This window comes from Microcoleus sp. PH2017_08_TRC_O_A (assembly GCF_020738665.1).
GTDB lineage: Bacteria > Cyanobacteriota > Cyanobacteriia > Cyanobacteriales > Microcoleaceae > Microcoleus.
Map to the genome: position 1 here is coordinate 23,979 of NZ_JAEQCE010000014.1, position 14,627 is coordinate 38,605.

The window sequence follows — 14,627 nt, forward strand, 5'->3', positions numbered from 1 at the left end:
AGCTGTAAAGTCAATTTTAGGAGTCAAATGTGTAAGGGATTTACCCTGGAGTACCAAGAGATCGGAGCTAAAAGAATCTCGATCGCAGCCAGAACCCGCACAAAAATAATGCGAGCAACCAATAAAAACAACCGTTGCAGCAGTTGGTAGGCGATCGAAAACATCATATAAATTCTCTCACACAATCCATCAAAAAAACGCAACAAGGTAAAAACGCCAAGCCTTGGCGCCATGTAAAAAGCTAGAGCCACTGCGGAAAAAGGACACCCATGACGACTAAAGATTACACAGAATTCGCCTTCACCTTGCCCGACTTGATCGAAATCCAGCGGGCAAGTTTTCGCTGGTTCCTAGAAGCCGGACTGATTGAAGAACTAGACAGCTTCTCCCCGATTACAGACTACACGGGAAAGCTGGAACTCCACTTCATCGGCAAAGACTTCAAACTCAAGCGCCCAAAATACGATGTAGACGAAGCTAAGCGCCGGGACAGCACCTACTCGGTGCAAATGTACGTCCCCACCCGCTTGATTAACAAAGAAACAGGCGAAATCAAAGAGCAAGAAGTCTTCATCGGCGATTTGCCTTTGATGACCGAACGCGGCACTTTCATCATCAACGGTGCGGAACGAGTCATCGTCAACCAAATCGTCCGTTCCCCTGGCGTCTACTACAAATCAGAAACCGACAAAAACGGCCGCCGTTCCTACAACGCCAGTCTCATCCCCAACCGAGGCGCGTGGCTGAAATTTGAAACAGACAAAAACGATCTAGTCTGGGTGAGAATCGACAAAACCCGCAAGCTGTCGGCCCAAGTTCTGCTCAAAGCCCTAGGCTTGACAGACGGCGAAATCTACGACAGCTTGCGCCACCCCGAATACTTCCAAAAAACGATCGAGAAAGAAGGACAGTTCGGCGAAGAAGAAGCTTTGATGGAGCTCTACCGCAAACTGCGTCCGGGCGAACCCCCCACCGTAGCCGGCGGCGAACAGCTCCTCAACTCGCGTTTCTTTGACCCCAAACGCTACGATTTGGGCCGAGTCGGCCGCTACAAACTCAACAAAAAACTGCGGTTGACAGTCCCCGATACGATGCGGGTACTGACATCCCAAGATATCTTGACGGCGATCGACTATCTGATCAACCTGGAATTCGACATCGGTTCAACGGATGACATCGACCACTTAGGTAACCGTCGCGTCCGCAGCGTCGGCGAACTGTTGCAAAACCAAGTCCGCGTCGGATTGAACCGCCTAGAACGGATTATCCGCGAACGGATGACAGTTTCCGACGCCGACTCCCTCAGCCCCGCTTCCCTGGTCAACCCCAAACCGCTGGTAGCAGCAATCAAGGAATTCTTCGGTTCCTCGCAGCTATCCCAGTTCATGGATCAAACCAATCCCCTAGCAGAACTGACCCACAAACGCCGGCTTTCCGCCCTCGGCCCAGGAGGCTTGACTCGGGAACGCGCCGGTTTCGCCGTGCGGGACATTCACCCGTCCCACTACGGCCGGATTTGCCCCATTGAAACACCAGAAGGCCCCAACGCCGGACTCATCGGCTCCTTGGCAACCCACGCCCGCGTCAACCCCTACGGCTTCATCGAAACTCCTTTTTACCCAGTCGAAAAAGGACAAGTATTGCGGGACAAAGCCCCCGTATACATGACAGCCGATGAAGAAGACGACTTGCGCGTCGCCCCCGGAGACATCAGCCTCGATGAAAACAACAACCTCTTGGGCGAAACCGTAGCCGTGCGCTACCGCCAAGAGTTCACCACCACCACCCCGATGCAGGTGGACTACATGGCGATTTCGCCAGTGCAAATCGTCTCCGTCGCGACATCGCTGATTCCGTTCTTGGAACACGACGACGCCAACCGAGCTCTGATGGGATCGAATATGCAGCGGCAAGCTGTGCCGCTACTGAAACCAGAACGTCCCCTTGTGGGTACGGGCTTGGAAGCTCAAGCCGCCCGAGATTCCGGGATGGTGGTAGTTTCTAAGGTCAACGGCGAGGTAATTTACATCGATGCCACCCGGATTATTGTCAAGCCCCTAGCGGTAGATGCCGAGTCGAATTCCAGCGAAGAACATTTCATGATTCGCGAATACGACGAGCTCAAAACCAAGCAGCCCTCGGTGTGGAAGCAAAAATATGCCGGCTGCATCGAACACGAATTGCAAAAATATCAGCGATCGAACCAGGATACCTGTTTAAACCAGCGTCCTTTGATCTATGAGGGCGATCGCGTCGTAGCCGGTCAAGTGCTCGCCGACGGTTCCTCCACCGAAGGCGCCGAACTCGCCCTGGGCCACAACATCCTCGTAGCATATATGCCCTGGGAGGGATACAACTACGAAGATGCCATGCTCATTAGCGAGCGTTTGGTGTACGAAGACGTATACACCTCGATTCACATCGAGAAATACGAAATCGAAGCCCGCCAAACCAAACTCGGCCCCGAAGAAATCACCCGCGAAATTCCCAACGTCGGCGAAGACGCGCTGCGCCAGCTAGACGAACAGGGAATCATCCGCAAAGGTGCTTGGGTAGAAGCCAGCGACATTTTGGTAGGGAAGGTGACTCCCAAAGGCGAATCCGACCAACCGCCGGAAGAAAAACTGCTGCGGGCAATCTTCGGCGAAAAAGCCCGAGACGTGCGCGACAACTCCCTCCGCGTCCCTAACGGCGAAAAAGGCCGCGTGGTGGACGTGCGCGTGTTTACCCGGGAACAGGGCGACGAACTGCCCCCTGGCGCCAACATGGTTGTCCGCGTCTACGTAGCCCAAAAACGCAAGATTCAAGTCGGCGACAAAATGGCCGGCCGCCACGGTAACAAAGGTATCGTCTCCCGGATTCTGCCGATGGAAGATATGCCTTATCTCCCAGACGGGACTCCGGTTGACATCGTACTCAACCCCTTGGGCGTACCGTCGCGGATGAACGTAGGTCAGATTTTCGAGTGCTTGCTGGGCTGGGCGGGCGAAAATTTGTCGATGCGGTTCAAGATGGTGCCGTTTGACGAAATGCACGGCGCTGAAAAGTCGCGGGAAACCGTTCACGGCAAGTTAGAGGAGGCGCGCGAAAAAACTGGCAAACCTTGGGTATTTAACGAAAAACACCCAGGCAAAACTATAGTTTACGACGGCCGCACCGGCGAACCGTTCGATCGCCCCGTCACAGTCGGCATCGCCTATATGCTCAAACTCGTCCACTTGGTAGATGACAAAATCCACGCCCGGAGCACGGGGCCTTACTCGCTGGTAACGCAGCAGCCTTTGGGTGGCAAAGCGCAGCAGGGGGGTCAGCGGTTCGGAGAAATGGAAGTTTGGGCTCTCGAAGCGTTCGGCGCAGCTTATACTTTGCAAGAGTTGCTGACTGTCAAGTCGGACGATATGCAGGGTAGAAATGAAGCCTTGAATGCGATCGTCAAAGGCAAAGCCATCCCGCGCCCCGGTACGCCGGAATCGTTTAAGGTGCTGATGCGAGAGTTGCAATCTTTGTGCTTGGACATTGCCGTGCACAAGGTGAATACGAACGACGAAGGCAGCGAGCACGTAGAAGTTGATTTGATGGCGGATGCTGGTGGGCGGCGATCGCCCTCCAGGCCTACCTACGAATCGCTTTCTCGCGACGAACTCGACGAGGATTAGGGATTAAAGATTTTAGATTTTTTGGCAACATTCAATCTAAAATCTTTAATCGATACTCTCAAATGAAAATGCCTCAACAGTGTTCGTACCACTGCTGAGGCGAATCAACGCTCTAACAAGGAGAGACGCTGACATGATTATTGTAACAGTTATCCCTGGAATTGAAGGAGAATTAGACCTGGAGACAGGCTGTATTAATTGGCAAGGCAGTAAGTTTGGTAACGGTTATGGGCGCAAGTGGATCGATGGCAAAACGGTATTAGTCCACCGATTAGTCCTCGAATCGAAAATAGCAGGATTCCTCGATTCCAGTTATTTTGCTTGCCACACCTGCGATAATCCAGGCTGCATCAACCCGGAACATCTCGTAGCGGGGTCTGCTGCTGAGAATACCGGACAGATGATGGGGCGCGATCGCAAAACTCCCAGACGAAAAAGCATTGCGGGAATTGATAAATTGTCGATCGCACAACTGCGGGAAATTCAGACTAAATATTTATCGGGAAAAGTCAAGAACCACCTAGCAAAAGAGTATGGGGTACAACATGAAACTATTACTAAGATCGTTCAGACAAATATTCCCGATAACTTCACCACAGTTTCCCCACGTTTTTTAGGAGAAATTCAAGACAACGGCTGCATAATTTTCCAAGGCGCAAAAGATGGTTCAGGCTATGGCAGATACTTCAAAAATGGGAAATTAAAATCAGTTACTCGTGCTGTTTTAGCAGAGAAATTAGGATATGAACTTCCCACCTATATGGATGCTTGTCATACTTGCGATACTCCCAGTTGTATTAATCCAGAACACCTCTGGGCTGGTACTCGCACTCAGAATTTATTAGATGCTTCCCAAAAAGGACGCACCCAAGGAAAAAGTCATCCCCTTTCCAATGCCAAATTAGACTGGGAAAAAGTGCGAGAAATCCGGCAAAAACTAGCAGCAGGAGAAAGAATGAAGGATTTAGCTGAAGCATACAGCGTACATCCGATAACTATACACAATATTAAGTATCACCTGACTTGGAAGGAAGAAGGCGAAGAGGTTCCGATTCCTCGTATGGGTGGATATCTCGATCGCAAACTGACTTTGGCTCAAGCACAGGATGTGCGAGAACGAATTAAAGCTGGAGAATCTATTCCTAAGATAGCTCTGGAATTTGAAGTATCCAGAAGTGTTATTCATGACATTAAAAATAATGTCACATATAAAGGAGTTTGACATTGATTTAATTGCAAAACAATCAATCAAAACAGATAAATTACAGCAAACAATTTCAAGTAAATCATCGAGTGGAGTCAAGAATGGCTAAGATAGAACAACGATTTGATTACGTAAAGATTGGGTTAGCTTCACCAGAAAGAATTAGACAATGGGGAGAGAGAACTTTACCCAATGGTCAGCTAACTGGTGAGATCATCAAACCAGAAACCATAAATTATAGAACATTAAAACCGGAAATGGACGGCTTGTTTTGTGAGCGCATTTTTGGGCCTGCAAAAGATTGGGAATGTCATTGTGGTAAGTACAAAAGAGTGCGTCATAGAGGCATTGTTTGCGAGAGATGCGGTGTGGAAGTCACTGAATCTCGCGTCCGCCGCCACCGCATGGGATTTATCAAATTAGCAGCTCCAGTAGCTCACGTTTGGTATCTCAAAGGCATCCCCAGTTACATGGCAATTCTGTTAGATATGCCCCTGCGAGATGTCGAACAAATTGTCTATTTCAATGCCTATGTTGTGCTGAATGCTGGTAATGCTGAAAAGCTCCAATACAAGCAATTGCTCACCGAAGATGCTTGGCTGGAAATAGAAGATGAACTTTACAGTGAAGATTCCACGCTGACAGGCGTAGAAGTAGGCATTGGTGCGGAAGCTTTGCAAGTTTTGCTGCAAAATATTCCGCTAGAAAGCGAAGCGGAAAAGCTGCGGGAAGATATTGCTAATGCTAAAGGTCAAAAACGCGCGAAGTTAATTAAACGTTTGCGGGTAATTGACAACTTTATCGCTACGGGTTCTCATCCCGATTGGATGGTACTCAATGTGATTCCGGTGATTCCCCCAGACTTGCGGCCGATGGTACAGCTAGACGGTGGACGTTTTGCAACCAGTGACCTTAATGACCTTTATCGGAGAGTTATTAACCGCAATAATCGCTTGGCCAGATTGCAAGAAATTCTGGCGCCGGAAATTATCATTCGCAACGAAAAGCGGATGTTACAAGAGGCTGTGGATGCGCTAATTGATAACGGCCGCCGTGGCCGGACTGTGGTGGGCGCAAACAACCGTCCGCTGAAGTCGCTGTCGGACATTATTGAAGGGAAACAAGGTCGTTTCCGGCAAAACTTGCTGGGTAAACGGGTTGACTACTCTGGACGTTCGGTAATTGTGGTGGGGCCGAAACTGAAGATTCATCAGTGCGGTTTACCGAGGGAAATGGCGATCGAGCTTTTCCAGCCCTTCGTCATCCACCGCCTGATCCGCCAAGGACTCGTCAACAACATCAAAGCAGCCAAAAAACTGATTCAACGCAACGATCCCAGCGTTTGGGACGTGCTGCAAGAGGTAATTGAAGGACACCCTGTCATGCTGAACCGGGCTCCTACGCTGCACCGTTTGGGGATTCAAGCTTTTGAGCCGATTTTGGTGGACGGGAGGGCGATTCAGCTTCACCCGCTAGTCTGTCCGGCTTTTAACGCTGACTTTGACGGCGACCAAATGGCGGTACACGTGCCTTTGTCTCTGGAATCTCAGGCTGAAGCGCGCTTGCTGATGTTGGCTTCTAATAACATTATGTCGCCGGCAACTGGAAGACCGATCGTCACTCCTTCTCAAGATATGGTGCTCGGTTGCTATTACTTGACAGCCGACAATCCTAACGGTCAAAAAGGAGCAGGTCATTACTTCTCTAATCTTAATGATGCGGTTGTAGCTTACGAACAAGGAGTCGTGGACTTGCACTCCTACGTGTGGGTGAGGTTTCAAGGCGCGATCGAAAACACAGAACCCGAAGGTGAACCGCTGAAGGTGGAGCGATCGACTGACGGTACTGTGACGAAAGAATACAAGTTCCGCCGCGTTCGGGAAGATGCAGAGGGTAAGAGGATCAATCAGTTTATTCGGACTACTCCGGGCAGGATTATTTATCACCAAACGATCGAATCGGTAATTAACAATTAGGAATTGGGTAATTGTTCAACAGTTGACAGTTGACAGTTGACAGTTGACAGTTTGAGAGCGACCTTTACCTAGAAGGAAGAGGATTGGAGTAATGAATAGTCTGATTTTAATTTCTCCCTCAAAGACTTGGGGCTTTCAACCAATTCTTTCTGGTAATTGGTAATTGGTAAGTCCTAAAGGCGAAAAAAATGAGGTGCGACTTAGCGGCAAGGTAGACAAAGCAAACCCTAAATATCGATGTTAGGCTGCTGAAATTCTATTAATTACCAATGACCAATGACCAATGACTAATGACAAGGTTCGCGAGCTCTTAAGCTCGCACTTCTGACCAATGACTAATGACAAGGTTCGCGAGCTCTTAAGCTCGCACTTCTGACCAATGACTAAATTACTAACAGCAGAAAAATGACAGAAAATAAGGAAAATAAGGAAATTGTTTTTCGCAATCGAGTTGTTGACAAAGGTCAGCTCAAAAAATTAATCTCTTGGTCATTCATGAACTATGGAACGGCCCGCACGGCGCAAATGGCCGACAAACTCAAAGACTTGGGTTTTCGGTTTGCGACCAGAGCGGGAGTTTCAATTAGCGTAGACGACCTGCAAGTACCGCCAATCAAACGACAACTGCTCGAAGCAGCCGAAGAAGAAATCCGAATCACCGAACAAAAATACACCAGAGGCGAAATCACCGAAGTCGAACGCTTCCAAAAAGTAATCGACACCTGGAACAGCACCTCAGAAGACCTCAAAGACGAAGTAGTCAAAAACTTCCGAGCCACAGACCCGCTCAACTCGGTGTACATGATGGCCTTCTCCGGCGCCCGGGGGAACATCTCCCAAGTGCGGCAGCTCGTCGGAATGCGCGGATTGATGGCAGACCCCCAAGGGGAAATCATCGACTTGCCAATTAAAACCAACTTCCGCGAAGGACTCACCGTTACCGAATACATCATTTCGTCCTACGGAGCGCGCAAAGGCTTAGTAGATACCGCCCTCCGCACCGCCGACTCCGGCTACCTGACTCGTCGGTTAGTCGATGTATCCCAAGATGTCATCGTGCGCGAAGTAGACTGTGGCACCCAACGCGGGATTCGTGTCCGCCCCATGACCGACGGTGCGACCGTGCTCATCCCCCTGAAAGATCGGCTGCTGGGGCGGGTGTTGGCCCGAGATGTGGTCAATCCCAAAACCAAAGAAATCGTGACTTTTGAGAACGAAAGAGCCGCCCGCAACCAGCCGATTACAGAAGAATTGGCAGGAGAAATCGGTAAGTCTGGAGTGCCAGAAGTTTATTTACGATCGCCCCTAACTTGCGAAGCCACCCGTTCCGTTTGCCAGTGCTGCTACGGTTGGAGCCTCGCCCACCTGAAAATGGTGGACATGGGAGAAGCGATCGGGATTATCGCCGCCCAGTCGATCGGGGAACCAGGAACCCAGCTCACCATGCGTACCTTCCACACAGGCGGCGTATTTACTGGAGAAGTCGCCAAACAAGAACGCGCACCATTTCCCGGCGTCGCCAAGTTTAAGAACTTACGCACCCGCGCCTTCCGTACCAGACACGGTGAAGAAGCCCTCGTAGCCGAAAACAACGGCAAACTCGTATTCGAGGGCGAAGGCTACGAAGAAGGCAAATCCGGCGCCAAAAATCAGAAGCTGAAAGTAGAATTCGCGATCGTCCAAGGTTCGACCCTGATGGTCAAAGACGGACAGCGCGCCATCCCCGGTCAAGTTTTGGCAGAAGTGCCGATCGTCGGACGCGCCGCCCGCAAAACCACCGAAAAAGTCACAACAGACGTAGCCTCCGACTTGGCCGGCGAAGCCAAATTTGCCGACCTAGTACCAGAGGAAAAAACCGACCGTCAAGGAAACACCACCCGCACCGCCAGCAGAGGCGGACTGATTTGGATTCTCTCGGGTGAAGTCTACAACTTGCTCCCGGGTGCCGAACCAGCAGTCAAAAATGGCGATCGCATCGCAGCCAACAGCGTCATCGCCGAAACCAAACTCGTCTCCGAACACGGCGGCGTAGTCCGCATCGCCGACGAGCGAGAAATCGAAATCATCACCGCTCAAGTGCTGCTAGACCAAGCCATCGTCCGCGCCGAAAGCGCCGGCGGCCGCGAACACTACATCATCGAAACCGCCTCCAACCAAAGGTTTTCGCTCAAAACAGCACCAGGAAGCAAAGTCATCAACGGCGAAGTCGTCGCAGAACTGCTCGACGACAGCTACCGCACCGCCACCGGAGGCATCGTCAAATACGCCGGAGTCGAAGTCCACAAGCGCGGCAAAGCCAAACTCGGCTACGAAGTCGTCAAAGGCGGCACCCTGCTGTGGATTCCCGAAGAATGCCACGAAGTCAACAAAGACATCTCCCTACTCCTAGTAGAAGACGGCCAGTACGTCGAAGCCGGCACCGAAGTCGTCAAAGATATTTTCTGCCAAACCAGCGGTGCGGTAGAAGTTACCCAGAAAAACGACATCCTCCGGGAAATCGTCATCAAGCCTGGAACCCTGCACTCGGTCGATCGCCCGCCGCTCACTTACGGCGAAGGTCAAATAGTCAGTGCCGGTCAAGAAATCTTCCCCGGCTTAATTGCCGAAGAATTGGGCTATGCCGAATACATCGAAACCCCCGAAGGCCCAGCATTGCTGCTGCGCCCCGTAGTCGAGTACCCCGTACCCGACAAACCACCCATACCTTCCCAAACAGCCCTCAACGAGTCGATCGCCCTCAAAGCAGTCCAACGCCTCCCCTACAAAGACGGAGAGCGCGTCAAATCAGTCGAAGGACTCGAACTGCTGCGGACTCAGCTCATCTTAGAAATTGGTTCCGGCGCGCCGCAACTGGCAGCAGATATCGAACTCCTGCCCGACGATGGGGACGCCTTAGCTTTTGGAGCCGACGGTTCCGGCCCAGCTTGGGTTGGCTCAGAAGCGGCGGTGGCGTCGCAAGAACTAGCTCTCGTCGAAGGCGAAGAAGTCCCAGCGCCTTCTCGGATTTTCCGCTTGCAGTTAGTGATTTTGGAATCGCTGGTAATTCGGCGGGACGTATCGGCAGATCCCACCCAAGGCAGCACCCACACCAGACTATTGGTAGAAGACGGACAGTCGATCGCCCCCAGCGCAGTAGTCGCCCGCACCGAGATTCTCTGCAAAGAAGCCGGCATCGTCCGGGGCATCCGCGAAGGACAGGGCGAACCCATCCGCCGGTTGTTAGTCATGCGGGATGCCGATTCAGTCACAGTTTCAGTAGCGGGTACGCCCGAGGTGAGTCCCGGTCAATTACTCGTAGCCGGTACAGAAGTAGCGCCGGGAGTAATTCTGGAAGAGTCCGGTCAAGTCGTGAAAGTTATACCAACCTCCAATGACGGAGAAGAAGCCAAAATAGTATTGCGCGTAGCCCGTCCCTACCGAGTTTCCGGGGGTGCGGTGCTCCACGTAGACGACGGCGACTTGGTGCAACGCGGCGACAACTTAGTCATCCTCGTATTCGAGCGAGCCAAAACTGGGGACATCATTCAAGGTTTACCCCGGATTGAGGAATTGCTCGAAGGGCGGAAACCGAAGGAAGCTTGCATTTTAGCCAAGCGCCCGGGGACAGCTCAGGTAGTCACCGACGACGATGTGGTGGAACTCGCCGTAGTCGAGGATGACGGCCGAATCGAGCAATATCCTTTATTACCAGGCCAAAACCCGATCGTCTCCGACGGACAGCGCGTTGGCGTCGCCGAAGCCTTAACCGACGGCCCCGCCAACCCCCACGAAATTCTCGAAGTATTTTTCCAAGTCCTCAAAGAGCGCCAACCTACCTTCGAGGCCGCTTTGGAGAGTTTCCAGCAGGTGCAGACTTTCCTCGTCAACGAAGTGCAATCGGTGTACCAGTCTCAAGGCGTGGATATTTCCGACAAACACATCGAAGTAATCGTCCGCCAGATGACCAACAAAGTCCGCATGGAGGACGGCGGCGACACCACCATGCTCCCCGGCGAGTTGGTCGAACTGCGGCAAGTCGAACAGGTGAACGAAGCCATGTCGATTACTGGCGGCGCCCCCGCCGACTACACCCCGGTGCTGCTGGGGATTACCAAAGCTTCGCTCAATACCGACAGCTTTATTTCCGCAGCTTCCTTCCAAGAAACCACAAGGGTGCTCACCGAAGCTGCGATCGAAGGCAAATCCGACTGGCTGCGCGGCCTCAAGGAAAACGTGATCATCGGCCGCCTGATTCCTGCTGGAACTGGGTTCAATGCCTATGAGGATGCCAGCGTTCAAGATGCCGGTTTTGAGGGTGCTGTCTTTGACGACGACATCCAGGATTTGCAGGAAGATGTCGTGTTGGACGATCGCACTGCCCGCCGCAAGTATACGATCGAGAGTCCTTTTGATGTCGGCCGCGCCCCTGATGTTGACTCCGAGGAGGATTTTGAGGAAGTTGAGGTTGATGAGGACGATTTTGTCCCTGATACTGATGATGATTCCTTAGGCGCGATCGCCGATGATGATGATGATATCGGTTACGACTTCGACGAGGACGAAGACTAAAACGAGTGTTTTGAGATAGATTGCCGCGCAGCCAGCGATCCTGAACTGCGCGGCAATTTTTGAGAGATCCTCCCAACCAACAGGCGCAAGCGTTGGTTGAAAAATCTTAAATTTTTGGTTTCAAAACTTAAAATTCAAAATTCACAGGCGAAAGTGCGATCGGCACATCAAATCGCCCGAAAAAAGAAGGCAGAAGATATTCAGCCGCAGGCATAAATCAGAATTCATTGACACTCTCAGCGCTAAAGCGACTGAGATTCTTAAGACATTGCGGCCTTAATATCCTGATTGCTCAGGTTCCCAAACTCACCACGTTTGCTCTGCGAGCGTGGTGATATTTTTTGGGCGTTTAGGTGTTGAGCACCTAGTTTCGCGTCCTGGCCCACGTACCATTCTCAAAGCTCGATCTCTAATCGTTTTTGCAGCGCCAATATCGGCGTGTTCGTGATATCCGCACTCAACACAGATGAATTTTTCTCCATCTCTGTTGGATTTATCGATCTGACTGCAATTCCTGCATTCCTGACTAGAGTGTTTAGGATTAACTTTGATTACGATTTTTCCTTGCTTTGCAGCCAGATACTCAATCTTTAATCCCAAATCGCCCCAACCTGCATCAGACATAGCGCGATTCAATCCCTTTTTTCTGGATTGCCCATTCTTCAGAAACCTCCCAGTTTTCTCGTCACTTTTTACTTTACATCGGCGCATCATCCCTGAAATATTTAAATCTTCTGTGGCAATTACATCAACGTTACGAGATACTATTAAATTTGCAGTTTTCCATTGATATGCTTGACGCTTATCGCTAATCTTTTGATGGAAATTCCCAACTTTAATAGCTGCTTTTTTGCGATTTTTACTACCCTTAATTTTGCGACTAACCCGTCTCTGTCTGATTTTTAGAGTCCGCTTAGCTTTTTTGTTCGTCGAAAACTTGGGATTTTTGATTTGGTATCCATCAGAAAGGTGAACCAGTTTAGTGATTCCTAGGTCGCAACCTATTACTTTGGGGTTATCGCCAACAGGAGTAGCGCTGTATTCAGGTACAGATTTATCCTCTATTCTAATAGAAACATACCAGCCATTCTGGCGTTTTCTAACCGCGCAAGCCTTGATGGTAAACCCATCTGGGATTGAGCGAGAGTTGTAAAACCGCATCCAACCCAGTTTGGGTAGGTAAATTTTATTACCCTTGATTTTTACTCCCATCACGAAAGTAAAAGATGTGAAGTTGCTGCGGTTTTTAAATTTAGGAAATCCCCTACCTTCAAAGAAGTTTTTGTAGGCAATGTCTAAGCGTTTAACATTCTGTTGTAAAACTGTTGAGTCAATTCCACTATACCAAGGTCTAGCCATTTTTAACTCAGGTAATGCTGTAATCTGAATGTCACCAGCACTTCGACGAGGATTTCTAGCTTTGCCTTCTTTGTCAGACTTAGAATCTTTCCAAGGATTTCCGGTTGCGCCACTTTTACTTACGAAGCAGGTCAATGGTGAAGCTTCGCCTTTCGTTCTAATGTCACAGTAATTGCCTTGGATAAACTGCTGGCTGTACTGACAGATTCTGTCATTTAAGCACCAATTATACTGGCTTCGCAGCATATCTATCCAAGCAGACATTTTTGATGATTGTGTTTGATTGGGTCGCAACTTATAAACATAGTTTATTATCAATCTAGTTCACCTCCCTGGCTTGTATTTTAACATCTTTCTTTGGTTTTAAGTATTAAGAATCAAAAAAGATTCACGGCGGTTGAAACCGCCCGTGTCGCTTGCATCTCAGGTCTAAAGACACTGAGTTTTCCGCTTACCGAATGTTTTTTTATAAAACTTGAAAATTAAAATTTTTAATTGTTTGAATCAAACTATAAATAAAATTATTTCTTCCTTATAATACCAATTTTCAAAATTAATACAACATTAGTTGTAGGCTGTGGATCCACGAAAAATTCGTAGCTATATATCGACAATTTGACAGAGCCGCACCTGACCACAATGGTACAAGCGACCAAACAAAACATTTATTATGTCGCAATCTTTTGTCAAAATGGTATTATAAACACGCTCGCATTATTCAAGCCAGTCTGCGAAAATAACTATTTGTTCTGATGTGGGTTTAAGCACGAATTCGTAGGTTAGATTGAACACTAGGTCTTTAAGAAATATCAAGACTTTTCTTAAAAAGTCGATCAAATAAAAGCCGTCCTAGAAGGACGGGGCTGAAGAAGCCAAGTTTTCGGTAAAAGACCGCTAACCCAAGCGTATTAAACTACAAACTTCGTGGCTTCCCTCCGTTACATTTGTTACATCCGACAGCCGACGAATCCGTTGCTGAACTTCCTGCTTCAAATATGGTTCGCTTACTCAGGGAGCAAAGCCTTGATCCGATCGACAAACTCTTGATGGTCTACTACGGGTTTAGAGATGTAACCGTCGGCACCGCTTTGATCCAGAAAAGTTTCTCTATCACCGGCCATCGCGTGAGCCGTCACCAATATAATCGGCAGCGAGGCGGTTTGCGGGTCAGCTTTCAGCAGTTGAGTAATCTTAATGCCGTCAACAGATTTTCCCTGGTACACGCTGCGCGAAAGAGACACGTCCATTAAAATCAAATCAGCTTGGCCGGCCGCAGCAATCTGCATCACCTCTTCAACATTTTCCGTGTGCTTGACAGCTAAGCCCCCCCGCTTAGTAAGTATTTTGGAAAAAACTCGAGCATTAACCAAATCGTCCTCTACAATCAGAACGGTTTTCATAAATAAATATGGGAAGTATGGAAACTTTGCGACATGAGTCAAAAGAGGAACACGGCACGAGGATTAGATTCCCCGTCAAAAATGCAGAGTTTTTAGCGCCATCAGCCGGGAACCCTGCAAAACCCGCATATATTCCTTGAGCGACTACCGTGAGAGGGTGTACAGATGCCCAGAAGCATCCATTACCATCATTTAGACTACTACATACAAACAAACAGATACATTTAACCCGGTAGAAGCTGAAAATCAACCTTTACTGTGTATGGCACAATTGGTAAGATGCAATCTTACGCCTTTGTGTCGCGGATCTGTCACAGCCTTTAAAAAAAGGCTAAAAGTGCCATTCATATCACGCCCGATGCCATGACCGCAAGAAGGACAAACTGTTGGTTACCTTCTAACTTTTTGTGGTTCTGTCCATACTTTGAACAGGTTTTAGATGTATATTCTTCAGTCAGTCTGCTACAATACATCCGCGCTTAGA

At 49.4% G+C, this 14,627-nt stretch carries 7 protein-coding genes; 4 read left to right on the forward strand and 3 right to left on the reverse strand.

The window, feature by feature from the left end; genetic code table 11:
- Positions 1-23 precede the first annotated feature (23 nt).
- Positions 24-167 carry a hypothetical protein gene (locus JGK22_RS06370; protein ID WP_293178531.1) on the reverse strand — a complete coding sequence of 48 codons (144 nt, stop codon included), beginning with the start codon at positions 165-167 and terminating at the stop codon, positions 24-26.
- 102 nt (positions 168-269) lie between these two features.
- On the opposite strand from JGK22_RS06370, the gene rpoB reads away from it, so the two are divergent.
- From rpoB to JGK22_RS06390, 4 genes are all read left to right on the forward strand, one after another.
- Entirely contained in the window at positions 270-3,656 is a 3,387-nt protein-coding gene (gene rpoB / locus JGK22_RS06375; protein ID WP_293178528.1) for a DNA-directed RNA polymerase subunit beta, read from the forward strand.
- A 133-nt stretch (positions 3,657-3,789) separates the two neighbouring features.
- Positions 3,790-4,878 (forward strand): HNH endonuclease, encoded by a 1,089-nt coding sequence (locus JGK22_RS06380; protein WP_293312557.1) that lies wholly within the window; start codon positions 3,790-3,792, stop codon positions 4,876-4,878.
- 83 nt (positions 4,879-4,961) lie between these two features.
- Positions 4,962-6,836 carry a DNA-directed RNA polymerase subunit gamma gene (locus JGK22_RS06385; RefSeq protein ID WP_293189380.1) on the forward strand — a complete coding sequence of 625 codons (1,875 nt, stop codon included), beginning with the start codon at positions 4,962-4,964 and terminating at the stop codon, positions 6,834-6,836.
- 405 nt (positions 6,837-7,241) lie between these two features.
- Positions 7,242-11,384, forward strand: coding sequence for a DNA-directed RNA polymerase subunit beta'' (locus JGK22_RS06390; RefSeq protein ID WP_293178519.1), 4,143 nt, complete (start codon positions 7,242-7,244; stop codon positions 11,382-11,384).
- 306 nt (positions 11,385-11,690) lie between these two features.
- On the opposite strand, the gene JGK22_RS06395 is transcribed toward JGK22_RS06390, so the two are convergent.
- Positions 11,691-13,007 carry a transposase gene (locus tag JGK22_RS06395; RefSeq protein WP_293189379.1) on the reverse strand — a complete coding sequence of 439 codons (1,317 nt, stop codon included), beginning with the start codon at positions 13,005-13,007 and terminating at the stop codon, positions 11,691-11,693.
- Between the two features lie 740 nt (positions 13,008-13,747).
- The gene (locus JGK22_RS06400; protein ID WP_293153459.1) at positions 13,748-14,143 is read right to left on the reverse strand and encodes a response regulator; all 396 of its coding nucleotides are present in this window, start codon (positions 14,141-14,143) and stop codon (positions 13,748-13,750) included.
- Positions 14,144-14,627 lie beyond the last annotated feature (484 nt).

Coding starts and splice junctions, on each gene's coding strand:
- JGK22_RS06380 (WP_293312557.1), top strand. CDS start 3,790: ATGATTATTGTAACAGTTATCCCTGGAATTGAAGGAGAATTAGACCTG.
- JGK22_RS06390 (WP_293178519.1), top strand. CDS start 7,242: ATGACAGAAAATAAGGAAAATAAGGAAATTGTTTTTCGCAATCGAGTT.
- JGK22_RS06385 (WP_293189380.1), top strand. CDS start 4,962: ATGGCTAAGATAGAACAACGATTTGATTACGTAAAGATTGGGTTAGCT.
- JGK22_RS06395 (WP_293189379.1), bottom strand. CDS start 13,007: ATGTCTGCTTGGATAGATATGCTGCGAAGCCAGTATAATTGGTGCTTA.
- JGK22_RS06370 (WP_293178531.1), bottom strand. CDS start 167: ATGATGTTTTCGATCGCCTACCAACTGCTGCAACGGTTGTTTTTATTG.
- JGK22_RS06400 (WP_293153459.1), bottom strand. CDS start 14,143: ATGAAAACCGTTCTGATTGTAGAGGACGATTTGGTTAATGCTCGAGTT.
- rpoB (WP_293178528.1), top strand. CDS start 270: ATGACGACTAAAGATTACACAGAATTCGCCTTCACCTTGCCCGACTTG.